We start from the raw sequence: 23,245 nt of genomic DNA, 5'->3' as shown, positions 1-23,245 counted from the left end.
AACTTCACAGGCAGGGCACAGCCGGGTTTTACCTCTCCTTGACGAGATGACATTATTGCGACTCATTCGCAATAACATCAGATCTTGAATAGGGGTGGGTGGCGTGGCCAGGCCGGCACGGAGCGCGACAGCAGGGGCAGCGGTCGCCGCATTGGCGGTGACCGCTGCGGCGTGCGCGGCGCCGAACGACGACGCCAAGGGCAGCGGCGCCGACAGCGCCGTCGTCGGCATCGCCTACGAGCCCGACAGCCTCAGCCCGCTCCTCGGCTACGGCAAGGACGGCAACTCGAAGATCTTCGACGGGCTGCTCACTCACGACGCCGACATGAAGCTCAAGCCCGCCCTCGCGGCCGAGCTGCCCAAGGTCACCGACGGCGGCCGCACCTACACGTACGAGCTGCGCGACGGCGTGAAGTTCAGTGACGGCAAGCCGTTCACCTCCAAGGACGTCGTCTTCACGTACGAGTCCATCCTCGACAAGAAGACCAACAACGCCTCCAAGGCCGAACTGGACGCCGTCAAGGACGTAGAGGCGAAGGGCGACGACGCCGTCGTCTTCCACCTCAAGTACCCCTACGCACCGTTCGCCGAGCGCACCGTCCTGCCCATCGCGCCCGAGCACGTCGCGGGCAAGGGCGACGTGAACAACGGGAAGTTCACCACCAAGCCGATCGGTACCGGGCCGTACAAGCTGGTGAAGTGGTCCAAGGGCGAGAAGCTCGTCTTCAAGGCCAACCCCGACTACTGGGGCGGCGCACCGAAGATCAAGAACTTCACCATGGCGATCATCAAGGACGACGACGTGCGCGCCACCCGGCTGCGCTCCGGCGACCTCGACGGCGCCATCCTGCCGCCCAACCTCGCCAAGACGTACACGTCGGACCCCGACATGAAGACGTACGCGGCGAAGACCTTCGACTACCGCGTCGTCACCCTGCCCACCGGCAACAAGGTCGCGGGCGACAACGCCGTCCGTCGCGCCCTCGACATCGGCGTGGACCGCAAGGCCATGGTCGACCAGATCCTGGAGGGCGCGGGCAAGGAGGCCTACGGCCCCGTGCCCACCGACAGCCCCTGGTTCACCAAGGGCACGGAGCGTACGCACGACATCGCCAAGGCCAAGAAGCTCCTGGACCAGGCGGGTTGGAAGGCCGGCGCCGACGGCATCCGCGAGAAGGACGGCGTCCGCGCCGCTTTCCCGCTCTGGTACCTCACCGGCGACAAGCTCCGCCAGGACCACGCCCTCGCCTACGCCTCCGACGCCAAGAAGCTCGGCATCGACGTCAAGGTCGAGAGCGGCACCTGGGAAGTCATCATGCCCCGCATGCCCAAGGACGCCGTCCTCGCCGGTGGCGGCGCGCCCGCCGACCCCGACTTCGACCAGTACTCGCTGCTCAAGTCCTCCCTCGCGGGCGACGGCTTCAACAACATGGCGCACTACGACAACAAGAAGGTCGACGCCGCCCTGGAGGCCGCCCGCCGCACCGACGACAAGGCGAAGCGGCAGGCCGCGTACGACACCGTCCAGCGCGAGCTCGTGAAGGACCCCGGCTACACCTTCCTCACCCACATCGACCACCTCTACGTGGTCGACAAGAAGTTCGGCGGCCTCTCCACCCAGATCGAGCCGCACGACCACGGGCTCGCCTCCGGGCCGTGGTGGAACGTGGAGGACTGGAAGGCATGAGCAGACGGCTCCCGTGGGGGCCGATGGCACGCCTGACGGGCCGGCGGATCGTGTTCGCCGTGCCCGTCCTCGCCGCCGTCACCTTCGGCGTCTTCGCGATCGCCGCGGCCTCCCCCTTCGACCCGGTCAAGGCGTACGCGGGCACGGCCGGGCTCACCGCGTCACAGGAGAACCTCGACCAGCTGCGCGTCAACCTCGGCGTCGACCAGCCCCTGTTCGCCCGCTGGTGGGACTGGCTGACGTCCGCGTTCGCCGGCGACCTCGGCGACTCGGCCGTCATGCGGCAGCCGGTCGCGCAGGTGATCGGTGAACGGCTCGGCTGGTCCGTCCTGTTGGCCGCCACCGCGTTCCTCGTCGCGATCGTGCTCGGCACCCTCCTCGGCGTGCTGGCCGCACGCCGCCAGGGCGGCTGGCTCGACCGTGCCGTCACCTCGCTCGCGTACACGCTGGAGGCCGCGCCCCCGTTCTGGCTCGGTCTGCTCGCCGTGTGGCTGTTCGCGCTGAAACTCGGCGTGCTGCCCGCGGGCGGCCTCACCGACACCGGCTCCTCCACGGTCACCGCCGGACAGGTGCTGTCCCATCTCGCGCTGCCCGCAGGCGTGTTGGCGATCTCGCAGCTTCCGTGGTTCGTCCTCTACGTCCGTCAGGGCGTCGGCGACGCGCTCGGCGAGGACCCCGTGCGCGGGGCCCGCGCACGCGGACTCGCCCCGCGCACCGTGCTGTTCGGGCACGCGCTGCGCTCCGGCACGCTGCCCGTGCTCACGCTCATCGGTTCACGGGTGCCCGAACTCATCACCGGGGCACTGCTCGTGGAGACCGTGTTCAGCTGGCCGGGCATCGCCGCCGCGACCGTGCAGGCGGCCACCTCCGTCGACTTCCCGCTGCTCGCCGCCGTCACCGTCCTCGCGACGCTCGCCGTGCTCGCCGGGAACTGGGCCGCCGACCTCCTGTACGGCATCGCCGATCCAAGGGTGGGCTTCGATGGCTGACCAAACCGCTGACCAGACCGTTGCGCCGGCCCTGGAATGGCGCACGCGCGGGATGCGGCGCCGCTCCACGCGCGCGTGGCGAATACGTTCGTCCGCGGTGCTCGTGTCCGTGGTGGTTCTCGCCGTGCTCCTGGTGCCGCCCCTGACGCAACTCGACCAGCAGGCCGTCGACCTCGCCGCGAAGCTCCAACCGCCGTCCTGGGCGCACCCGTTCGGCACCGACGACGTCGGCCGGGACCTGCTGTTGCGCAGCGTGTACGGGCTGCGGGTCTCGCTGCTCGTCGGCGTGGTGGCCGCCGTCGTCGCGACCGTCATCGGCACCGCCGTCGGGGCGCTCGCGGGCGCGCTCGGCGGCTGGGTGGACCGGGGCGTGATGCGCGTCGTGGACACCTTCTCGTCGGTGCCGCACCTGCTGCTCGGCATCTTCATCGTGGCGATGTTCCGGCCGGGCGTGTGGCCGGTCGTGATCTCGGTGGGCCTGACGCACTGGCTGTCGACGGCCCGCATCGTGCGCGCCGAAGTCCTCTCACTGCGCTCGCGCCCCTACGTGGACGCGGCGATCTCCGGCGGAGCCTCACGGTGGCGCGTGACGGTCAGACACCTCCTGCCCGGCGTCCTGCCACAGGCGGCGCTCGCCGCGGTCCTCATGGTGCCGCACGCCATCTGGCACGAATCCGCCCTGTCCTTCCTTGGCCTCGGCCTGCCCACCCACCAGGCCAGCCTCGGCACGCTCGTGCAGACGGCGCGCGGCTCGCTGCTCGCGGGTGACTGGTGGCCGACCCTCTTCCCCGGCCTGTTCATCATCGTCCCGACATTGGCCATCGCCGGCCTCGCGGGCGCCTGGCGCGAACGCCTGAACCCGCGCCGCCGATCGGAGCTGACCCTGTGACCACGGTGCTTTCGGTGGACGAGCTGTCCGTACGGTTCCGGATGCGCGACGGCGCGTACGTACGGGCCGTCAGCGACGCCTCCTTCGGCCTCCGGGCGGGGGAGTGCCTGGCCCTCGTGGGCGAGAGCGGCTGCGGAAAATCGGTCCTGGCGTCCGCGCTCCTTGGCCTGCTGCCGCAGAACGCCGAGACGGCGGGCTCGGCGCGCCTCGGCGACCTGGACCTGATGACGGCCGACGAGCCGACGCTCGCGCGCACGGTACGCGGCCGCCGGATCGGACTGGTGCCGCAGAGCCCGGCCGCACACCTCACCCCGGTCCGCACGGTGCGCTCACAACTGGCCGAGACACTCCGGAAGTTGACGGGTGCGCCGCGCCGCGGCCCTCGGTTGGAGGAAGCCGTCCGGCAGGTCGCCGAACGCGCCGCCTTCCCGCTCGACCACCTCGACCGCTACCCCCACGAACTCTCCGGTGGACTCGCGCAACGCGCCGCGACCGCGCTGGCGTTGGTCGGCGAAGCGCCCCTGCTGCTCGCCGACGAACCGACCACCGGCCTCGACCGCGACCTCGTCGAGCGCACCGTCGACGAGCTGCGCCGCCACATCGGCACCGACCGGGCGCTGCTGCTGATCACGCACGACCTCGCGGCGGCGGAACGGATCGCGGACCGGGTGGCGGTGATGTACGCGAGCCGCATCGTCGAACTGGCCGACGCGGACGCCTTCTTCGGGGCGCGCGGCCCCCGCCACCCGTACGCCCGAGGCCTCCTCAACGCGCTGCCCGACCGCGAATTCACGCCGATCCCCGGGATGCCGCCGGAACTGGGCGCTCTGGGTGAGGGCTGCGCGTTCGCCCCGCGCTGCACAGGCGCCGACGACCGGTGCACAACGCTGCCGTTGGTGACGGACGGCGTGGCCTGCCACCACCCGGTACCGGCCCAGCAGGAGGCCACCCGTGCTTGAACTGCACTCCATCACGGCGGGCTACGACCGCCGCGCTCCGGTGATCCGGGACGTGACCCTGTTCGTGTCGCCCGGCGAGAGCGTCGGCCTCCTCGGCCCCAGCGGCTGCGGAAAGTCGACCCTCGCCCGCGTCGCGGCGCTGCTGCACGCCCCGGACTCCGGCCGCGTGGTCATCGACGGGGAACCGGCCCACGGCTGGCGCCACCGCGCCCCACGCGCCCAACGCACCGCGTTCGGCGTCGTCTTCCAACAACCCCGCCTGTCCGCCGACCCGCGCCTGCGCCTCGCCGACCTCATCGCCGAACCCCTGCGCGCGAACGGCGCCGACCACGCCGCCCGCGTACGGGAGTTGGCCGACACTGTGGGCCTGTCCACCGACCTGCTGACCCGCCGCCCCCACGAGGTCAGCGACGGCCAACTCCAACGCGCCTGCCTCGCCCGCGCCCTCACCCTGCGCCCCCGCTGGCTGATCTGCGACGAGATGACCGCCATGCTCGACGCGTCGACCACGGCCGCACTGGTGGCCGCGGTGGAGGCCTACCGCCGGGACACCGGAGCGGGCCTCCTGGCGGTGGGACACGACCGCGTGCTCCTCGAGCGGTGGTGCGGCCGGACGGTCGAGTGGGGGGAGTTGGCGGGGGCGTAGGCGGACGCCGGTCGCACTACGAGGTGGCGATCCGGGCCAGCGCGCCGATCTCCAACGCCGTCCACACCGCGCCGTCCGGGCCGACCGCGATGCCGTGGGGTTCGGAGTTCGGGGTAGGGAGGGCGTGGGCGGTGAGGGTGCCGTCGGGGGTGAGCGTGCCGATGCGGTTGGCGCCCCATTCGGTGAACCACACGGTGCCCTCGGCGTCGACCGTGACGGCGTGCGGGCGGGCCGTGCGATCGGGCAGCGGGAACTCGGTGATCTCGCCGTCCGGAGTGATCCGGCCGATCTGACCGGCGGCGATCTCGACGAACCACAGCGCCCCGTCGCCACCCGCGGCGATGCCGACGGGCGCCGCCGCCTCCGTCGGCAGCGGATGGTTCGTGACCGTGCCGTCCATGGTGATCCGGCCGATGGCGTTCGCCTGGTTGAGGGTGAACCACATCGCGCCGTCGGTCCCGGCCGTGATCGCCGAGGCGAAGCCGCCGGTCAGGGGGAGCGGGAACTCGGTGATGTCACCGTCCACCGTGATGCGGCCGATACGGTCCGACGCCGTCTCGGTGAACCACAGCGCCCCGTCGGGGCCCGCCGCGATGCCGAACGGCCCGCAGCTCGGCGTGGGTACCTCGAATTCGGCGACGTCGCCGGTCACCGTGATCCGCCCGATCCGGTCCGCCCGGTACTCCGTGAACCACAGGGCACCGTCGGGGCCCGGGGTGATCACGGTCGGGCCGCAGTCGGGGTCGTCGAGGCGGTGACGCGTCGGTTCGGCGCCGGGGACGAGCCGGCCGATCTCGCCGCTGTGGACGAGGGTGAACCACAACGCGCCGTCCGGGCCCGTGGTGAGCGCGTAAGGGCCGGCCGCGCTGTCGGACACCGCGTGTTCCACCACCCGGTCGTGTGCGGGCAGTGGGCGAACGCTGGTGGGCTCGGGCGACATCGTGCGCTCCCTCGGAGGACGCGGTGATCCGCAAGGCAGGTCACCTCTGTGAGGCCGCTGTGGCCTCGTAGCAAACTTACGACGGACGTAAAGTTAGCCGGATTTCCGTCGTGGGTGTCCCTGGAGCAGGCCACGCAGGCCCGTGACCAGTGAGTTGTGATGGCCCCGCGGTGAACCGGGGGTGCCGGTCTCGCCAACTCCCGTCCCACCTCTGCCGGTTGATGACCCGCGCCCCGCATACTCGCCGTGTCCCACCGGCCCACCACAGGAGGCACACATGGCCCCGACCACCCGCCGCAGAGCCCTCGGCACCCTCGCCGCAGCGCTCGCCGTCGGTGTCACCACGCCCAACCTGGCGCAGGCATCCGAGCCCAAGCGCGGCCCCGCACCCCTGCGGCGCGCTCACGCCCACAACGACTACGAGCACCCGCGGCCCCTGTTCGACGCGCTCGACCAGCGGTTCAACAGCGTAGAGGCCGACATCTACCTCGTGAACGGCGACCTGCTCGTCGCCCACGACCCCGTCGACCTCGACCCCACGCGCACCCTGGCCTCCCTCTACCTCGACCCGCTCGCCGCCCGCGTGAAGGCCAACCGCGGTTCGGTGTACCGGGGATGGCGCACCCCGCTGCAGCTCCTCGTCGACATCAAGACCGACGGCGCGGCGACGTACCAGGAACTCGACCGCCAACTGCGCCGCTACGGCCGCCTCTTCACCAGGTACGACCGGTGGCGTGTGCACAAGGGTGCCGTCACCGTCGTCATCTCCGGCGACCGGGCCGCGCGCCCGCCGATGGAGGCGCAGGCCAGGCGCAGCGCCTTCTACGACGGTCGCCTCACCGACCTCGGCAGCGCGGCGCCCGCCTCGTTCGTCCCGCTCATCAGCGACAACTGGGCCAACAACTTCACGTGGCTGGGGAGCGGGCCCATGCCGGCCGCCGAGCGCGACAAGCTGCACGGCATCGTCGACGCCGCCCACGCGCGCGGCCAGCGCGTCCGCTTCTGGGCGACACCCGACGTCGCCGGGCCCGAACGGGATGCGGTCTGGGCCGAATTGATCGCCGCGGATGTCGACCACCTCAACACGGATGACCTCGCGGGGCTGCGGGCGTTCCTGGAGGCCCACGACGTGACCCACGACAAGCCTTCCGGTCGGTGACCCCGGGTTAACACCCGTTCGGGGGACAGGTCATGCCCCGGTCGGCGCCCTCCGCTGCGTCACACTTGCGGCCGATAGCCACGGCGTTGACGTGGCGGAGGAGGTTCGGCGATGTCCCTGTCCATTTCCGTCGTGGTGTTGCTGCTCATCGTCGCGGTGATCTTCCTGCGCAACGGAGCCATGAAGTTCTCGCACGCGCTGGTCTGCCTGCTGCTCGGCTTCCTGCTCGCGGGCACGGACGCCGCGCCGACCATCCACGACGGCATCAACTCCACCGCCACCCTGGTCAGCAACCTCAACCCGTAGCCAGCCAGTCGACCAGTCAACTCGCTCGGTCGCCCGGACGATTCGGTTCCGTCGTCCGGGCGACTCGCTGTGGTGACTCTCCTGCGGCGCTACTTCGTGGCCGAGAACACCCCTATCCCGTTCGCGACCGCCCGCTCCGGCGGGTCGCTGGGGTGGTTGCGGACCGACACCGAGGGCGCGCCGGGTGCGCGGGCCACGAGGGTCGAGGAACCGCCGCCGTCCAGGCTGAACGCGTCGTCCGAGCCCAAGGACCGCATCGCTTCGGCCACTTCGGTCATCGACATGCCGGTGCGGTAGGCGGGGGCGCCGTCCAGGGCCAGCAGGATCAGCTCATGGCCGCCGTCCCCGATACCCGCCGCAGTGCGCACCGCCGACGTCGTCGCGTCCAGGCCGGGCAGCGGCGCGCCGTCGCGCAGCACGGGATAGCCGCCGATCGCGAAGCGGTACGGGATGTGCGAGCGCGCGGCGACGAGCCGGTGGTGGACCGCGACCGGGTCACCCTGCGACAGCTTGCGCAGCCACTGCGCACCGGCCTCCCTGCCCACCAGGACCGTGGAACCGGCCGCTATCGGCCCGCTGCCCGGCGTGTCCGCCGACGACACGACCCGTCCGCGCCGCACGGTCACCTCGTACGTGTCCGTGCTGCACGGAGCCGCCCGCTGGGTGTCCGTGCCGCAGGTGGCCCGCACCTGCGACACGCTGCCCCAGTCGGACGTGAACGCCCCCACCGAACCGACCGGCAGCGCGTACTGGTTCAGCCCGCCCAGCGGCAGCCGGTCGTCGGGGGTGCGTACCGAGCCGTCGAGGTCCAGGGTGTCGAGGCGGGCCCGCCGGTCGACGCCGACACCGAGGACGTCGCGGGTGGAGGTGCCCGGCGGCAGGGCCGGGCCGAAGCGCTGCCCGTTCGGCACGGCGGCCTTGAGAGTGTGCCCGCTCGCTGTCGCCGGTCCGACGGAGGCGCCGGTGACCTCGACGCCCGGGTGCTGGCTCTCCGTGATGTTGAAGAAGTCCCCGTTGACCCCGCCCACGGCGCCGGCCGCGTCGGACATCGAGGAGACGGTGGCACGGGCCCCGACCGCGCCGGGGTGCAGGAGGTCGACCCGCACGCGCGGGTCGGTCAGATCGACGGTGAGGACATGGGCGTGTGCGGTGCCCTTCGCGGCGGGGACGTCGAACTCCGTGTACGTGACGCCGGGAGCGACCCGCTCGCCCGACGTGGCGCCGGCCGGCGCCGCACCCGTCAGGGCGGCACCGGCCAGCATCGACGCGACCCCGAGGACCGCAAGGACTCTTCTGCCTCGCTTGCCAACTCTCGTCTGCATGCGGGGAGTTCAGCAGACGCGGAGGCGCGCGTCGAGGGCGTGCGTCAGGCCTCGGCCGGCGCGGTGAGGTCGGCGACCTTGTGGTGGCCGAATCTGCGATTGAAGTTGCCGGTGAGACGTGCGACGCGTTTGCGGCTCAGCAGTCGCGAGACGAAGGCGATGGCACGATCGGACACTTCGCCCGGGAACGAGATCGTCCGCCCGCGCGCGAAGTCGTCGAGCGACCTGGCGGCGATGCGATCCGGTGACACGGACCTCGCGTTCAGCGTCGCGGTGGTGCCGTCGAAGAAGCCGGTTTCGACAGGACCGGGATGGACGGCCATCACACGCACGGTGCTGCCGCGCAGTTCTTCGGCGAGGGCCTCCGTGAACGACAGGACGAACGCCTTGGTCGCGGCGTAGCTCGCCTGGTAGGGCATCGGCTGAAAACCGGCGATCGAGGCGACGTTGATGATCCCGCCGCGCCCGCGCTCCAGCATGCGTGCCCCGAAGACGTGGGCGAGGCCCATCAGCGCGGTGATGTTGAGGTCGACCGAATCGACGTTCGGGCCGTATGGGCGCGTGAGGAAGGGGCCGACGGCGCCCATGCCCGCATTGTTGATCAGCAGGTCGATGTCGAGGTGACGTTCGGTGAGCGCGTCCGCGATGGTCTGCGGAGCCTCGCGGTCGAAGAGGTCCGCGGCCAGCACGGTGACGTGCGTGCCGTGGTCGGCGCGCAACTCGGACGCGAGCGCCTCGAGGGTGGCGGTCGAGCGAGCGACGAGAACCAGGTTGGCGCCGCGAGAGGCGAGTTGCTTCGCGTATGCCTTGCCGATGCCCTTCGAGGCTCCGGTGATCAAGGCGGTGGTGCCTGAGTAGGAGTGCATGTGGACTCTCTCCGAGGTTGGGCGGCAACGAAGATGCTTCGAGACTCGAAACATATAGTCCTTCGAGTTTCGAAACAAGTCCGCTAGAGTGAACCCATGCAGCAACGCCTTCTCGAGGCCGCGGTGGTGGCCATGCAGTCGCTCGTCGGACAGACGAACGACCGACTCGACGCCACGCTCTCCGAGTACCGGCTCACGGGGGCCACGGCCCAGGCGTTGTGGGCCATCGACCCCGACGAGAAGGCGCCGTCGATGAAGACGATGGCTCAACGGTTGTTCTGCAACGCGCCGAACCTGAGCTTCGTCACCACGCAACTCGTCGACCGCGGCTTCGTCGAACGCGTCGTCGACCCCGATGACCGGAGATCCCGACTCGTCGCTCTCACGCCCGAGGGACTCCGCGTGCGGGGCGCGGTCATCGACGCCGCGCTCGCCGCGAGCCCTTTGGCTCGATTGACCGATCGACAGCTCACCGAGCTGATCGGTCTCCTGGGGCGTGCGCGCGAACCGTCGTCAGAAGGGTCCTAGGCGCCGACCAGCCGGGAGCGGATCAGGAAACGTACGCCCTCCGGTGCCTCGAGGGAGAAGCCGCTGCCGCGTCCCTCGACGACGTCGACGATGAGCCGCGTGTGACTCCACACCTCGTACTGGCTCTTGGACATCCAGAACGGGACCGGCTCCGCCACCCCCTGCACCGCGAGATCGGCGAGCAGCACGTCGGAGGCTCCCGTGCGGAACTCGCCCGCCGGGAAGCACATCGGCGCGCTGCCGTCGCAGCAGCCGCCGGACTGGTGGAACATCAGCGGGCCGTGGGCCTCGCGCAGCCGCCGCACCAGCTCGGCGGCCGCGTCCGTCAGCTCCACGCGGGGGACGTCGGTCATGACACCCAGTCAAAGGGGTGGGACGTTGCGACCACGTTGCACGCGCGACGCGGGCCCCGGCATAAGCTCCGCACATGGAACAGAGGGAGATCATTCTGCGGGCCATCGGCGTGCTCACCGAGACGCACGAGATGGTGCGCAGGCTCAGCGACGGCGAGGCACTCGACACCGACCTGACGCAACTGGGGCGGCTCGTGTCGGAAGTGTTCCCGACCGTCGAGATCCCATCGGGGGCGAGCGCGGAGGAGGCGGCCGAACTGGCCATCGCCGCGCTGATGCCGGCGAGCGTGTCGCTCGTGGAGGCGTTCGCGTTCCTCTTCACGCAGCTCGCCAAGGTCCACGACGAGGGGCGGATCGACGTCCAATCCAGCGAACTGCTGCAGGAGATCGCGCTGCGGATGTCCGACCCGGGCGCCGAGGAGGAGGCGGAGGAGGAGTGAGGGGACGGGCCGGCGCCCGCTCGTGCGCGGGCGCCGTGTCTCCGTGACTCACAGGTCCTGAATGCCAGTTGGGCCCGTGCTTACTTGTTCGGCCCCCGGAAGCGTCCGAACGCCTTGCCGAGCGTGCCGAAGGGGGAGGCGTCCTTGGCCTCCGGGTCCGTCGGCGCCTGCGTCGGGACGTCGCCGCGCGGCGCCTCCGCGAGCGCGGCCCGCGCCGCTTCGGCCGCCTCTCGGTAGCTGTCCCGGGACTTGGTCATCGCGTCGAGCGCCTCGGCGTACTTCGTGACCATGTCCTGCGCGTGCGTCAGCTCCTCGTCGGGCGTCAGCAGATGCCAGCCGTCGCGCAGCCGCGTGATGGCTTGCGCCGCCTCGTCGGTCAGCGGTCGGGGGAACGCGGTGAACTCCCGGATCCGGTCGACAAGTTCGGTCGGCTCGCTGCCGTCGAGGAACACGCTGCGCACGGTGAAACGGTCCGCCGCATAGTCCGGGTGCGCCGGTGTGGTCGGCAGTACGATGCCGCCGCCGCGGGGCATCCCGGCCTTGAAGTCCTTGCGCAGCCCGAAGTCCACGACCTGGGCCTGGTCGGGCGTCGCCCGGTGCTCGATCACCCGGTGCTGCAGGCTCGGCGGCAGAAACCGCGTGATGGACCGCTGCCCCTGGGCGTCCGGTGTCATCGCCTCGTGGATGACGACATGCACGTACCAACTGGAGCGCGAGCAGTCCTTGAGGAGACGGCGCAGGGCGTCGTCGTCCTTGGGGAGGTGGTTCGGCGCCCGCAGGCGCAGCCCCGCCACTGTGTCGTGATCCCACGGCACCCGCTCGCTGTCCGGCCAGAACATCGGCGCGGGCGACGGCCAGGCCAGCTCCCAGGGCCGCTCCGCCTCCGCGGCGAGGATCCAGCTGACGCCTTCGGAGTCCTTGGTGCGGGTGTCGGGGTCGTACGTCGTCAGCCGGCCGCGCACGGTGACGTTGTCGGCCACGCGCCAGCGCGCCTCGAACACCCGGCGGGCGCCGGGTCCCGGCCCGGCCTCCTCCGCGCGCGGGTGCAGCACCGTGGAGCGCGCCGCGTCCTCGGAGTCGAGGTCGAGGAAGTCGTCGAGCACGCCCGCCGCCTTGAGGGCGATGAGGTTGCGCCGGACGTCGCGCTCGGGATCGGGCCCGAGGTGGCGTCCGCGTGCGAGCCACACGGTGTCGGGGACGGGTGTCGGAGTTGAGTTCTTCTTCGCCATGGAGTCGTTCTGTGAGTGATCGGGGCGCGACCAGTATGGGTCCGTGGGCGCGCGGGGGCCAGGGCAGGGTGGTCCGGTGTCGGGATTGTCGCGCGTACGCGCCCGATTCGCCCTTCGTGTACCCCGGCGTGGCGCGTCCGATCCCGTACGCTCGCCGAATGGCCAGGTACTACGACGTGCATCCAGCAAACCCGCAAGCGCGCCTCATCTCCGCGATCGCCGACAGTATCCGCGACAGCGCGCTCGTCGCCTACCCCACGGACTCCTGCTACGCGCTCGGCTGCCGGCTCGGCAATCGGGCGGGCGTCGACCGGATCCGCACCATCCGGCAGCTCGACGACCGGCACCACTTCACACTGGTCTGCCAGGATTTCGCCCAATTGGGGAAGTTCGTCCACATCGACAATGACGTGTTCCGTGCCATCAAGGCGGCCACGCCCGGCAGTTACACCTTCATCCTGCCCGCGACGCGTGAGGTGCCGCGGCAGCTGCAGCACCCGAAGAAGAAGACCGTCGGCGTGCGCATCCCCGACCACGTGGTGACGCAGGCCCTGCTGACCGAGCTCGGCGAGCCGCTGCTGTCCAGCACACTGCTGCTGCCCGGCGAGGAGGAGCCGCTCACCCAGGGCTGGGAGATCAAGGAGCTCCTCGACCACCAGGTGGACGCCGTCGTGGACTCCGGCGACTGCGGCACCGTGCCCACCACGGTCATCGACTTCTCCGACGGGGAGGCCGAGATCGTACGGGCCGGCGCGGGGGACACGGAGCGCTTCGAGTGACTCAGCCGGTCGCAGTGGTGCCCAGATAGCGGATGTGCGGGCGGGCGCCGGGGCGGGTGACCTCGGCGCGCACCCCGTACACGTCGGCGATGAGTCCCTCGGTGAGTACGTCGCCGGGTTCACCGGCCGCCACGACCCGGCCCTCGCACAGCACGACGACGCGCGCGCAGTAGGTGGCGGCGAGGTTCAGGTCGTGCAGAGCGACGACGGACGTGATACCCAGCGTGCCGATGAGGTCGAGGAGTTCGAGCTGGTGCTGGATGTCGAGGTGGTTCGTCGGCTCGTCCAGCAGCAGCTCGCGCGGTTCCTGCGCCAGGGCGCGGGCGATCTGTACCCGCTGGCGTTCGCCCCCCGACAGCGTGTGCCACAAGCGGTGCGCCCGGTCGGCGAGGCCACTGCGGTCGAGGGCGTCGCGGACCGCCGCCTCGTCCGCCGCCGACGCGGGCTGCCAGGCGCGGCGGTGCGGGACCCGGCCGAGCCGCACGACGTCGGCGACGGTCAACTCGACCTGGGCGTCGGACTGTTGCTGCACCATGGCGATGCGCCGCGCGGCCTGCCTGCGGCCCACGGAGGCGAGCGGATCGCCGTCGAGGGTGACGATGCCGCTGGCCGGGGCGAGCACCCCGGACAGCAGGCGGAGCAGCGTCGACTTGCCCGATCCGTTGGGGCCGAGGACGCCGGTGACGGTGCCGGGCTCCGGCGTCACGGACACCCCGTCGAGTACCAGCGGGCCGCCCGGCGACCATGACACACGCTCCGCACGCAACCCCTGCTGGGAAAGGCTCACCGCACACCCCGCCCGCGGTACAGCACCAGCACGAACGCCGGTACACCGATCAGCGATGTCACCACACCCACCGGAACCTCCTGCGGTTCGAGCACCGTCCGCGCCACCGTGTCCACCCACACCAGGAACACCGCCCCGGCGAGCGCCGTCACCGGCAGCAGCCGGGTGTGCCCCGGACCCACCAGGGCGCGCGCCGCGTGCGGCAGCACCAGGCCGACGAAGCCGATCGCCCCCGCCGCGCTGACCAGGGCCGCCGTCAGCAGCGCCGTCACGCACAGCAGCACGATCCGGGTGCGGGCCACCCGGACACCGAGGGTGGCAGCCGCCTCCGCGCCGAAGGCGAACGCGTCGAGGGTGCGCCCGTACGCCAGACACACCACGAGCGTCACGGCGAGCACGGCCAGGCACATCCACACCTCGGTCCAGCCGACCCCGCTGAGCGAGCCGAGCAGCCAGAACAGCACGCCGCGCGTCGTCTCCGCGTCCGCCGACGTCAGTACCACGAACGAGGTCAGCGCCGAGAACAGCTGCATCGCCGCGACCCCGCACAGCACCACACGGTCGGTGCTGCCGCCCAGCGTGTGACTCAACACCAGCACCAGCGCGAACGAGCAGACGGCGCCGACGAACGCGCCGCCCGACACCGAGATGGCACCCCCGCCAAGGCCGAGCACGACGACGAGTACGGCTCCGGTCGACGCGCCCGAGGAGACACCGAGTACGAACGGATCGGCCAGCGGATTGCGCAGCAGCGCCTGAAGCACCGTCCCGCACACCGCGAGCCCCGCCCCGCACACCGCCGCGAGCAGCGTCCGCGGCAGCCGTAGATTCCATACGATGCCGTCCCGGATCGGCGAGAGGTCCGAGGTCGCGAGGCCCATCCGGTCGCCCACCGCCGCCCACACGTCGCCGACCTGAATCCGCGCGGGCCCGAGGGTGATGGCGAAGGCGACCGAGGCGCACAGCGCGGCGATGCCGGCCGCCCAGGCGAGCGTGGCGCGAAGGGTGATCCGGGGCGAGGCCTTCGGCTGCGCCGCCGTGACCGCGGGGGCCGCGACCGTGCGAGCCGTCACCGCGTGAGGCCGAACTCGCGCAGCCCCGCGGCCACCCGCTCCACGCCGTCGACCGTCCGGATGGTCGGGTTCATCGCCTGCCCGCTCAGCCGCACGTACCGCTTCTTCTTCACGGCGGTCATGTGCTTGGTGACGGGGTCGGACTCCAGGAACTTGATCTTCTGCGCGGCCGACTCGGCCGACTGCGAGCGGCGCGTCAGATCGCCGATGACCAGCACGTCCGGATCGCGGTCCGCGACCGTCTCCCAGTTGACCTGTGGCCACTCCGCGTGCGTGTCGTCGAAGACGTTGCGCGCCCCGAGCTCCTTGGTGACGACGCCGGGGGCGCCGCAACAGCCCGCCATATAGGGCGAGTCGGAGTTGGCGAACCAGTACAGGACGTCCACTCCATGCGCGTCGATCCCGGAAGTGGCCTTCCGCACCCGGGACTTGAGCGTGCCGATGAGCTTCTCGCCGCGCTCCTCGACATCGAAGACGCGCGCCAGATCGCGAATCTCCCCGTACACGACGTCGAGCCCCAGAGTCTTGGTCCGTACCCCGTCCCCGTCGCCGTTGTCCTTGCCCACGCAGTCGCTGGGGGAAAGGTACGTGGGCACGCCGAGCTTCTCGAACTCCGCGCGCGGCGCCACACCGCCCTTGCCGAGGGTGTACGTGAACGAGGCCGCGGCGAAGTCCGGTTCGGTGCCGAGGACCTTCTCGAGCGACGGGTAGCGGTCGGCGAGGCGCGGCACCTTCGCATTGGCCTTCGCCAGCTCCTTGGGTACCGGGTCGGTCCAGGTGCCGGTGCCGACCATCCGGTCCTCGAGGCCGAGCGAGAGCATGATCTCGGCGGACCCCTGATCGAGGGCGACGGCGCGGCGCGGGGCATGCGTGACCCGCACCTTCTGGCCGCAATTGTCGAGCGTGACACCGCCGCCACCGGCGGCACCGTCCTCGACGGCGGCGGTCGTGCCGCACCCGGAGAGCAGCAGAGCGCCCGCCAACAGCGGGGCACATCGGCGGAGTTGACGTGCGAACAGCACGGAGGTTCCTTCGCGTCCAGGGCTCATACGCGGAGCCGGCCTATGGTCCGCCTCCACGCCACGCGGCACTGGAGGCCGCCAGCAGGTCTTCGGACTCGGGGTCGTCCGCGCGAAGCGCCTTCCCAGACCGATGTGCCGGCCCAGTGGCAGTGGCTCCGCCCGTCACCCTCACCGCTGCGCGTCAGTTCCGGCTTCCCACCGGATTCCCTGACCCGTGTGCGTAGAAAAACACACAAAGGTACGACTGGCTCGGCGAAACTATCACGCGGGGCGGTCCCCCTCGCCAGGAGGCCCGGTAGTCGTCGCTCAGCGGCCCTCGTTGAGCGCGTCCACCGCCCCCTGCGCGTCCCCGATCGTCGCGTAGTCGACCGCCACGAAGTTGACCGGCCTGCCGCGTGCGCGTTCGCAGCGGTGTGCCCGGTCGAGGACGTAGCGGCGGGCGTTGACCTCGCCCGCGTCGATGCGGCTGCCGCCGTTGTTGGTGATGAAGTGGTTGAGGAGGAACAGCCGCTTGTCGTCGCCGCCGCGGTGCGGGACGCAGCTCATCTGGTCAGGGGAGCGGAAAGTGAACGGGGTCTCCATGCCGTAGCGGTAGAAGTTGCGGTACCAGGGGGCCGGGCCGTCCGCCTTCTCGGCGAACACGACCAGACGCCGGCCGCTGTCGATCATCTCGCCGAGCGTCGGCCACGGCTTCGCCGGATCGGCGTCCGGCCGGCGGACCAGCTCGTCCAAACCGGCCTGGTGGAAGGCCTTTTGGGTGTCCTCTGCGGAGATGGCGTCCTGGATGATCAGGCTGACCACCTCATTCGGGTGGTCCTTCATCCAGTCGCCGATCTCGCGCAACACCGGCACCAGGGAGATCGCCCCGGCCCGGCACACCGAATGGCACAGCCACAGCCCCTTGCGCGGTGGATTGATCCGGTTGACCGCGGACCTCACCAGCGCCCGCTGCTCGGCCGTGAAGTCGGATTCGTCGAGACGCTCGGCGATCTCCTCGGGCCGTTCCCAGCGGTAGGTGTCCAGCTGCAGGGCGCGCGCCCCGTGGTCCAACTGCGTGCTGATACGCGGGTCCTGGAGCGGCCCGATGAAGTGGTCGGCGGTCGTCGACATCGCGTTGTGCGCGGTCAGGTACGTGGCCTCGTCGTAGGGGCGGTCGCACAGTTCGGTGCTGCCCTCGCACTCGCGGGCCGCCGCGGGTGACGCGGCCAGCGGCATCAGGACCATCCCCGCGACCGCCACGCACGCCGCCCCGAACCCCAGGCCGACCGTCCGCCGCGGCGACCCGAGCCGCTCCCGCGCCACCCGCGGAACCCGGCCGGCGAGCCCGGTCCGCATGAGCAGGCCGACACCGGCGAGAAGCGCCCCGGCGAGCACGGGCACGAGCGCGGCCCACAGCGCGGTGCCGGTGAGGTGACCGACCGCGGCGCGCTGCACGTCGTCGACGAGGCGGGTCAGGCTCGGCGGCCACGAGTCGGGAGGCGCGACGATCCGCCCGTCGGTGACCAGGCGCGTCACCCAGGCGGCCAGCCCGGCGAGCACCCCGCCGGCCAGGAGCGGAATCCCGAGCAGGACCAGTCGGCGCCCCGGCTGCCGCGGAGCGAGCAGCCACAGCGCCGCAAGGGACACCAACAGGAGCGCCGCCGCCACGATTTCGAGCACTCCGAGGCCGACCGCCGTGTACGGGCGCGCGTCGTGCAGACCGGACAGGTCGTTGCCGGAGGCCTCGAGGGTGTCCGTCAGGTCCCAGGTGCCGCCGTCGACGAGCGTGCGGAGCTGGGCCGTCGCGCTCTGGACGCGGTCCGTGACGGTGGCCGGGGCGACTGCGGCGAGCGCGGTGCCGACGTCTCCCTCCGCGAGCGCCGTCTCGACCTCCGGGCGCAGGTCCTTGCGCTCCCCGGCCGGTACGAGGGCGAGCAGGGCGTCGGTGACGCGGCTCGCCTGGTCCGGTGTCAGCGGCAGCCGCGGCAGGTCGTCGGGCGCACGCCCGGCGGCGAGCTCGCGCGCCTCGTCGGCGAGCGTCGACCGGAACCGCTCGAAGTCGGGCTCGGAGCGGTTCTGGACGCCCGCGACAAGATCCCCGAAATAGGTGTGCGCCAGGTCGCCGAGGTTGGCGAGGACCGGGCGCAGGTCGACGACGAGGCGCAGGTCCTCACGGTCGCCGTTCAGATAGCCGACCACCGCGTCGACCTGCTGCCGGGTCAGGTCGCGCAGCGTGTCGGGCGGCAGCACCAGCTTCAGGTTGGAGGTGATCTGGGCCTCCGGCACCGCGAGCCGGGCCAGCAGATCGCGGGTGACCGGGGACGCCTTCGGGTCGACCAGGACCTCGTTGTAGAGCCGGTCGTAGGCGTGCTGCTCGTCGAGGACGGCGGCGTGGAAGCCGGGGTCGAGCAGCGTGCCGCGGACGGTGGCCGTGACGCACACGGTCAGTGTGGCGAGAGTGGCCACGACGAGGGCCACCACGCGGAGCAGCGGATGGAGCGTGACCTTCTCCATGCCCTCGAAGGTACCTGTCCGGGGGCCGCCTCAATAGTGGAGCGGGTCCCGGATGATGGGGCAGGTCATGCAGTGGCCGCCGCCGCGCCCCCGGCCGAGTTCGGCGCCGACGATGGTGATGACCTCGACACCCGCCTTGCGCAGCAGCGTGTTCGTCTGGGTGTTGCGGTCGTAGGTGAAGACCACGCCGGGTTCGAGGGCCACCGCGTTGTTGCCGCTGTCCCACTGCTGGCGCTCGGACGCGTACACGTCGCCGCCCGTCTCGATGACCTGGAGGTCGCCGATGCCGAGGGCCTTCGCGACGACGTCGGTGAACGCGGCCGAGCGCTCGTCGGTGATCTCCAGGCCGGGTGCCTTGTCGCTGGGGCGCAGCGAGAACGTGTGCACCGCGTCCATGATCTTCGGGTAGAGGGTGACGATGTCGCGGTCGGCGAAGGTGAAGACGGTGTCCAGGTGCATCGCGGAGCGCAGCTTCGGCATCCCGGCGACGATGACGTGCTCGGCGGCGCCGCGCTCGAAGAGGGAGGCCGCGACCTGTGTGATGGCCTGCCGGGAGGTGCGCTCGCTCATGCCCATCAGGACGACGCCCTTGCCGACGGGCATGATGTCGCCGCCCTCGAAGCTCGCCTGCCCCCAGTCCCGTTCGGGATCACCCCACCACACGGTCGAGCCCGCGAAGTCCGGGTGGAACTGGTAGACCGCTTTCATCAGCAGCGTCTCGTCGTGCCGCGCGGGCCAGTACAGCGGATTGAGGGTGAGGCCGCCGTACAGCCAGCAGGTGGTGTCTCGGGTGTAGAGGGTGTTGGGTAGCGGCGGCATCAAGTACTCGCGCACGCCCGTGGTTTCGCGCGCCAGGTTCACGTACGGGGAGCGGTAGTCGTCGGGCAGGTCGGTGGTGGCGAGCCCGCCGATGAGGTACTCGGCGAGCTGCCGGTGATCGAGGCCCTCCAGGAACGCGCGAGTGTCGTCGATCAGGCCGAGCCCGACCTGATTCGCCACGATCTTCCGGTCCAGGAGCCAGGACTTCGCCTCCGGGATCGCCATCGTCTCCGCGAGCAGCTCGTGCAGCTCGACGACCTCGACGCCGCGCCCGCGCAGCTTGTTGACGAAGTCGGCGTGGTCGCGCTGGGCGTTCTCCACCCACATCACGTCGTCGAACAGCAGGTCGTCCGCGTTGGTCGGGGTCAGCCTGCGGTGCGCGAGCCCCGGCGCGCAGACGAGGACCTTGCGCAACCGGCCCACCTCGGAGTGGACGCCGTAGGCGGCGGGAGCGGAGCTGACGGGGTCGGTCACGGGGTGCCTCCCGGGAAGAGGATGGGACGGGGCGGTCACAGGCTGATCCAGCCGGCGGCCAGGGCGACGATGCCGACCACCGCGCCGATCACGGAGACGGCGAGGATGACGAGTTCACGCGGCGAGAACAGGCGGCGGCGCTGCTCGCGGCGGGCCATCACGAACAGGATGGTGGCCGGCGCGTAGAAGATCAGCGAGACGAGGACGAACTTCAGCCCCGCCGCGTACAGCAGGAACGCCGTGTAGAGCACGGCCACCCACGCGATGGTCAGTTCACGGCTCGAGGTGCGGCCGCCCGCGGTGAGCGGATCGGCTCGCATGCCGATCTTCGCGGCGAACGCGGCCGCGAGCAGATACGGGATCAGGGAGAGGGCGCTGGTCAGATCGAGCGCGAAGTTGAAGGCGTCGTCGGAGAACGCGGTGACCACGAGCACGACCTGGGTCAGGATCGTGGTCATCAGCAGGGCGGGCACCGGCACGTCCGCGGGGTTGGCTCGGCGCAGGAAGCGCGGCATGTCGTCGTCCTTCGCGGCGACGAACAGCACCTCGGCGGCCATCAGCGTCCACGCCAAATAGGCGCCGAGCACGGACACGATGAGGCCGACGCTGATGAAGACCTTGCCCCAGGTGCCGACCGCGTCCTCCAGGACACCGGCCATGGACGGCTGACGCAGCTCGGCGATCTCGCTCATCGGCATGATCCCGTAGGAGACGATCACGACGGAGGCGAAGATCGCGAAGACGCTGAGGAAGCCGAGGATCGTGGCCCTGCCGACGTCCTCGCGGCGCTTGGCATGCCGCGAGTAGACGCTGGCGCCCTCCACGCCGAGGAAGACGAAGACGGTGGCCAGCATCGTGCCCTTGACCTGGCTGAACAAGGATCCCGCGTAGTCGGCGCCGCCCCAGTTCTCGGCGAAGACGCTGGGATCGAAGAAGACGAGCGCCAGGATCACGAAGATGACGATCGGGACGACCTTCGCCACGGTCACGATCCTGTTGATGGCCGCGGCTTCCTTCACGCCCCGGCGGATCATCAGGAAGAACGCCCACAGGCCCACGGAGGAGAGGATCACCGCGAGCGCGGTGTCACCCTCGCCGAGCCCCGACCAGATCGTGCCGATCGTCGACATGATCAGCACCCAGTACGTCACGTTGCCGACGCACGAGCTGGCCCAGTAGCCGAAGGCGGAGAAGAAGCCCACGTATTCGCCGAAGCCCGCCTTGGCATAGGCGTAGACGCCCGCGTCCAGATCGGGCCTGCGTACGGCGAGGGACTGGAAGACGAAGGCGAGCATGAGCATGCCCGTACCGGCGATCGCCCAGGAGATGAGCGCTCCCGCCACCCCGGTCTGCTCGGCGAAGCGCGCCGGCAGGGAGAACACCCCGGCGCCGACCATGGAGCCGATGACCATGGTGGTGAGGGTGAACAGGGCGAGTTTCGCGGGTGGTGGGGAGGCCTGGGACTCCGTAGAGGCCTGCTGCTCCATCACATCCCCTTCGGTTCGCGGTGCGTGGGAGCCGGGACGCTCGGAGAACAGTTTTCTACGAATACGTTGAGAACTGCACCTTTTCGTACGGTTCGAGTGTCACAACATGTCCATCCCAAATGGCCGATTGTGCGAGTTGTGGGCAGCATGGTGCGAGCCGTCTCAGGAGAAGGACAAGCACCCATGCATTCCTCATTGACCCCGGTGATCCTTCGGGAGCTGCGCGAGCCGCGCTCCTATCCCGCCGTGTCCCTGGCGATGCCCACTCATCGGCGACGACCGGAGAACAGTCAGGACCCGGTCCGGCTCGGCAACCTCGTCAGCGAGGCGGAGCGCCAGCTGTCGGCGGATCCCGCGGTGACGAAGGAACGCCAGGAGGATGTCGTCGCGCAGCTGCGGGCCGCGGTCGAGGAGGTCGACCCCGCCCAGGCGCGCGACGGCCTCATCGTCTTCGCGGCGCCCGGTGAGCATCAGACATGGGCCGTCGACCGCGGCGTCCCCGAGCGGGTCGTGGTCGCCGACACCTTCCTGACCCGGAACCTGGTCGCCGCCGACGCCGCGCGGCGCCCCTACTGGGTGCTGGCCCTGGCCGCCGACCGGATCACGCTGTGGGACGGCCGCGGCGACCGCGTCACCGAGAACACGGAGCACGGCTTCCCGCTGACCCGCAGCCTCGAGGACCCGGACGCCGAACGCAAGGAGCGCATCGGCGACGTGCCCAGCACCTTCCGGGACGAGCAGACCCGGCAGTTCTTCCGGGACGCGGACACCGAGCTGAGCGACGTCCTCGGCGAGGAACCGAGGCCGCTCTACGTCACCGGGGAGTCGGCCGCGCTGACCCTTCTGACGGAGGTCGGCAGCGCCGCGAAGGGGGCGATCGAGGTGGCGGTCGGCGGGCTCGCGCAGGGCACCCCGGAGGAGGTCGCGCAGGCGGTGGCCCCGGCCCGGGACGAAGCGGCGCGGCTGGCCGTCGCCGAGGCGCTGGACCAGCTGGAGCAGGCGCGCGGCGAGAAGAAGTACGCGGCGGGCGTGGACGAGGTGTGGCAGGAGGCCCAGGACGGGCGGATCCGCCGGCTCGTCGTCGAGGAGAACTACCGGATCACCGTGCGGGCCGGCGACGGCCACCTGGAACCGGCCGCCGATGACGATCTCGACGCCGTGCACGACATCGTCGACGAGGTCGTCGAATCCGCCCTGGAGACCGGCGCGGAGGTGGTGTTCGTCCCCGACGACACCCTCGCGGACGCCGGGCGCGTCGCCGCGGTGTTGAGGTTCTGATGCGCGGGCGGACGACGGTCGCGCCGATCGCCTGCGCCCTCGCGGGTGTGCTGGCGCTCGCGGCATGCGGCTCGGGAAACGACGAGGACACGGGTGCGAGTGCCAGCGCCTCCGCCAGCTCACCGGACGCGTCGAGGTTCTCCGGTACGCCGCCCTCGGCGCTGGCGTCGAAGAAGGCGTCGATCAAGGCCTCCACGTCCGCGGCCGCCAAGTCGGCCTCGGCGCGGGCCAGCCAGTTCGAGGCGTCCGTCTCGGCCGACGTGGAGCGCAAGCGGCAGGAGTTCACCAAGCAGCTGGACAAGGCCGACGGGCAGGGCAACGCGGTGCGCGACGTCGAGCTGACCGGCAAGCGCCTCTCGGAAACGAAGGGCGTGCGCGCCGTCGTCGTCCACATCACCAACACCACCGACAAGACCGCCTCGTACGCGGTGCAGGTCGACTTCAGCGACTCCGACGGCAAGGTGGTCGAGACCAAGGTCGTCGGCGCCAAGGACCTGAAGTCGGGGGACAGGGCGCAGCCACTGGCAATCAGCACCAAGCCCCCCGAGCCGCACCTCAAGGCGAGCGTGGCGAAGGCGCAGCGCTACTAGGGCGTGTATCGAAAGTCCCGTCGTCCGCCCGAAGGGCGGGCCACGCGGCGTCTGGTGCGTGCGATCGCATGGCGCCGGAGCGCCCTAATAGCGGAGCTATTCGGGCGTTTCGGCAACGCCGCGAGCGTGC

Annotated in this window: 23 protein-coding genes and 1 riboswitch; of the genes, 12 read left to right on the top strand and 11 right to left on the bottom strand. The window is 71.0% G+C overall.

Translation table 11 applies throughout. From position 1 onward, the window contains the following. The first annotated feature begins 103 nt into the window (after positions 1–103). The 5 genes from ABT004_RS18970 to ABT004_RS18950 are packed head-to-tail and all read left to right on the top strand — an operon-like array spanning position 104 to position 5,170. Positions 104–1,687, top strand: a complete 1,584-nt coding sequence (locus ABT004_RS18970; RefSeq protein WP_351338045.1) for an ABC transporter substrate-binding protein — start codon at positions 104–106, stop codon at positions 1,685–1,687. Then, positions 1,684–2,676 (top strand): ABC transporter permease, encoded by a 993-nt coding sequence (locus ABT004_RS18965; protein ID WP_351338043.1) that lies wholly within the window; start codon positions 1,684–1,686, stop codon positions 2,674–2,676. Before ABT004_RS18970 ends, ABT004_RS18965 begins: the two co-directional genes overlap by 4 nt. Beyond that, complete coding sequence (locus ABT004_RS18960) at positions 2,669–3,565, top strand: ABC transporter permease (RefSeq protein ID WP_351338041.1); 897 nt, start codon at positions 2,669–2,671, stop codon at positions 3,563–3,565. Before ABT004_RS18965 ends, ABT004_RS18960 begins: the two co-directional genes overlap by 8 nt. Positions 3,566–3,606: 41 nt before the next feature. After that, positions 3,607–4,524, top strand: a complete 918-nt coding sequence (locus tag ABT004_RS18955) for an ABC transporter ATP-binding protein (RefSeq protein WP_351338122.1) — start codon at positions 3,607–3,609, stop codon at positions 4,522–4,524. Continuing rightward, entirely contained in the window at positions 4,517–5,170 is a 654-nt protein-coding gene (locus ABT004_RS18950) for an ABC transporter ATP-binding protein (RefSeq protein WP_351338039.1), read from the top strand. Before ABT004_RS18955 ends, ABT004_RS18950 begins: the two co-directional genes overlap by 8 nt. 16 nt (positions 5,171–5,186) lie before the next feature. Here ABT004_RS18950 and ABT004_RS18945 read toward each other — a convergent pair whose 3' ends face one another. Next, complete coding sequence (locus ABT004_RS18945) at positions 5,187–6,110, bottom strand: Vgb family protein (protein ID WP_351338038.1); 924 nt, start codon at positions 6,108–6,110, stop codon at positions 5,187–5,189. Between the two features lie 277 nt (positions 6,111–6,387). Between ABT004_RS18945 and ABT004_RS18940 the strand changes: the two genes are divergently transcribed. Both ABT004_RS18940 and ABT004_RS18935 read left to right on the top strand, forming a co-directional pair. Beyond that, positions 6,388–7,269 (top strand): phosphatidylinositol-specific phospholipase C/glycerophosphodiester phosphodiesterase family protein, encoded by an 882-nt coding sequence (locus tag ABT004_RS18940; protein WP_351338036.1) that lies wholly within the window; start codon positions 6,388–6,390, stop codon positions 7,267–7,269. 111 nt (positions 7,270–7,380) lie between these two features. Next, positions 7,381–7,575 carry a hypothetical protein gene (locus ABT004_RS18935; protein ID WP_351338033.1) on the top strand — a complete coding sequence of 65 codons (195 nt, stop codon included), beginning with the start codon at positions 7,381–7,383 and terminating at the stop codon, positions 7,573–7,575. Between the two features lie 89 nt (positions 7,576–7,664). Here the strand turns inward: ABT004_RS18935 and ABT004_RS18930 are convergent, their stop codons facing one another. Both ABT004_RS18930 and ABT004_RS18925 read right to left on the bottom strand, forming a co-directional pair. Next, complete coding sequence (locus tag ABT004_RS18930; protein ID WP_451187237.1) at positions 7,665–8,897, bottom strand: phosphodiester glycosidase family protein; 1,233 nt, start codon at positions 8,895–8,897, stop codon at positions 7,665–7,667. A 44-nt stretch (positions 8,898–8,941) separates the two neighbouring features. Next, positions 8,942–9,763, bottom strand: coding sequence for an SDR family NAD(P)-dependent oxidoreductase (locus tag ABT004_RS18925; RefSeq protein ID WP_351338030.1), 822 nt, complete (start codon positions 9,761–9,763; stop codon positions 8,942–8,944). Positions 9,764–9,859: 96 nt separating this feature from the next. On the opposite strand from ABT004_RS18925, the gene ABT004_RS18920 reads away from it, so the two are divergent. Then, complete coding sequence (locus ABT004_RS18920) at positions 9,860–10,291, top strand: MarR family winged helix-turn-helix transcriptional regulator (RefSeq protein WP_351338027.1); 432 nt, start codon at positions 9,860–9,862, stop codon at positions 10,289–10,291. Here the strand turns inward: ABT004_RS18920 and ABT004_RS18915 are convergent. Further along, positions 10,288–10,644 (bottom strand): DUF779 domain-containing protein, encoded by a 357-nt coding sequence (locus ABT004_RS18915; RefSeq protein ID WP_351338024.1) that lies wholly within the window; start codon positions 10,642–10,644, stop codon positions 10,288–10,290. The two genes, ABT004_RS18920 and ABT004_RS18915, sit on opposite strands and share 4 nt — an antisense overlap. 74 nt (positions 10,645–10,718) lie before the next feature. Between ABT004_RS18915 and ABT004_RS18910 the strand changes: the two genes are divergently transcribed. Then, a complete protein-coding gene (locus tag ABT004_RS18910; RefSeq protein WP_351338021.1) occupies positions 10,719–11,084 on the top strand; it encodes a hypothetical protein in 366 nt (121 codons plus the stop codon). An 80-nt stretch (positions 11,085–11,164) separates the two neighbouring features. Here ABT004_RS18910 and ABT004_RS18905 read toward each other — a convergent pair whose 3' ends face one another. Further along, entirely contained in the window at positions 11,165–12,313 is a 1,149-nt protein-coding gene (locus ABT004_RS18905; protein ID WP_351338018.1) for a hypothetical protein, read from the bottom strand. Between the two features lie 158 nt (positions 12,314–12,471). On the opposite strand from ABT004_RS18905, the gene ABT004_RS18900 reads away from it, so the two are divergent. After that, positions 12,472–13,092, top strand: a complete 621-nt coding sequence (locus ABT004_RS18900) for an L-threonylcarbamoyladenylate synthase (protein ID WP_351338015.1) — start codon at positions 12,472–12,474, stop codon at positions 13,090–13,092. Between the two features lies 1 nt (position 13,093). Here the strand turns inward: ABT004_RS18900 and ABT004_RS18895 are convergent, their stop codons facing one another. The 6 genes from ABT004_RS18895 to ABT004_RS18870 all read right to left on the bottom strand — a co-directional run bounded on the left by ABT004_RS18895 (position 13,094) and on the right by ABT004_RS18870 (position 21,247). After that, a complete protein-coding gene (locus tag ABT004_RS18895) occupies positions 13,094–13,879 on the bottom strand; it encodes an ABC transporter ATP-binding protein (RefSeq protein WP_351338013.1) in 786 nt (261 codons plus the stop codon). Continuing rightward, positions 13,876–14,889 carry a FecCD family ABC transporter permease gene (locus tag ABT004_RS18890; protein ID WP_351338117.1) on the bottom strand — a complete coding sequence of 338 codons (1,014 nt, stop codon included), beginning with the start codon at positions 14,887–14,889 and terminating at the stop codon, positions 13,876–13,878. Before ABT004_RS18890 ends, ABT004_RS18895 begins: the two co-directional genes overlap by 4 nt. 59 nt (positions 14,890–14,948) lie before the next feature. Continuing rightward, the gene (locus ABT004_RS18885) at positions 14,949–16,001 is read right to left on the bottom strand and encodes an ABC transporter substrate-binding protein (RefSeq protein ID WP_351338010.1); all 1,053 of its coding nucleotides are present in this window, start codon (positions 15,999–16,001) and stop codon (positions 14,949–14,951) included. 36 nt (positions 16,002–16,037) lie between these two features. Next, a riboswitch (cobalamin riboswitch) is annotated at positions 16,038–16,227 on the bottom strand. Between the two features lie 53 nt (positions 16,228–16,280). After that, positions 16,281–18,467: a phosphoinositide-specific phospholipase C-related protein gene (locus ABT004_RS18880; RefSeq protein ID WP_351338007.1), complete on the bottom strand. Its 2,187-nt coding sequence runs from the start codon at positions 18,465–18,467 to the stop codon at positions 16,281–16,283. Between the two features lie 30 nt (positions 18,468–18,497). Then, entirely contained in the window at positions 18,498–19,760 is a 1,263-nt protein-coding gene (locus tag ABT004_RS18875; RefSeq protein ID WP_351338005.1) for an arginine deiminase, read from the bottom strand. Between the two features lie 35 nt (positions 19,761–19,795). Continuing rightward, positions 19,796–21,247 (bottom strand): basic amino acid/polyamine antiporter, encoded by a 1,452-nt coding sequence (locus ABT004_RS18870; protein WP_351338002.1) that lies wholly within the window; start codon positions 21,245–21,247, stop codon positions 19,796–19,798. Between the two features lie 183 nt (positions 21,248–21,430). On the opposite strand from ABT004_RS18870, the gene ABT004_RS18865 reads away from it, so the two are divergent. Then, positions 21,431–22,525, top strand: a complete 1,095-nt coding sequence (locus tag ABT004_RS18865; RefSeq protein WP_351337999.1) for a baeRF3 domain-containing protein — start codon at positions 21,431–21,433, stop codon at positions 22,523–22,525. Continuing rightward, a complete protein-coding gene (locus ABT004_RS18860; protein ID WP_351337997.1) occupies positions 22,525–23,115 on the top strand; it encodes a hypothetical protein in 591 nt (196 codons plus the stop codon). The genes ABT004_RS18865 and ABT004_RS18860 overlap by 1 nt, the downstream gene beginning before the upstream one ends. The last annotated feature ends 130 nt before the right edge of the window (positions 23,116–23,245 follow it).

It is taken from the genome of Streptomyces sp. NPDC002790, assembly GCF_040295505.1.
Lineage (GTDB): Bacteria > Actinomycetota > Actinomycetes > Streptomycetales > Streptomycetaceae > Streptomyces.
This window is presented reverse-complemented; position numbering and strand designations above follow the sequence as displayed.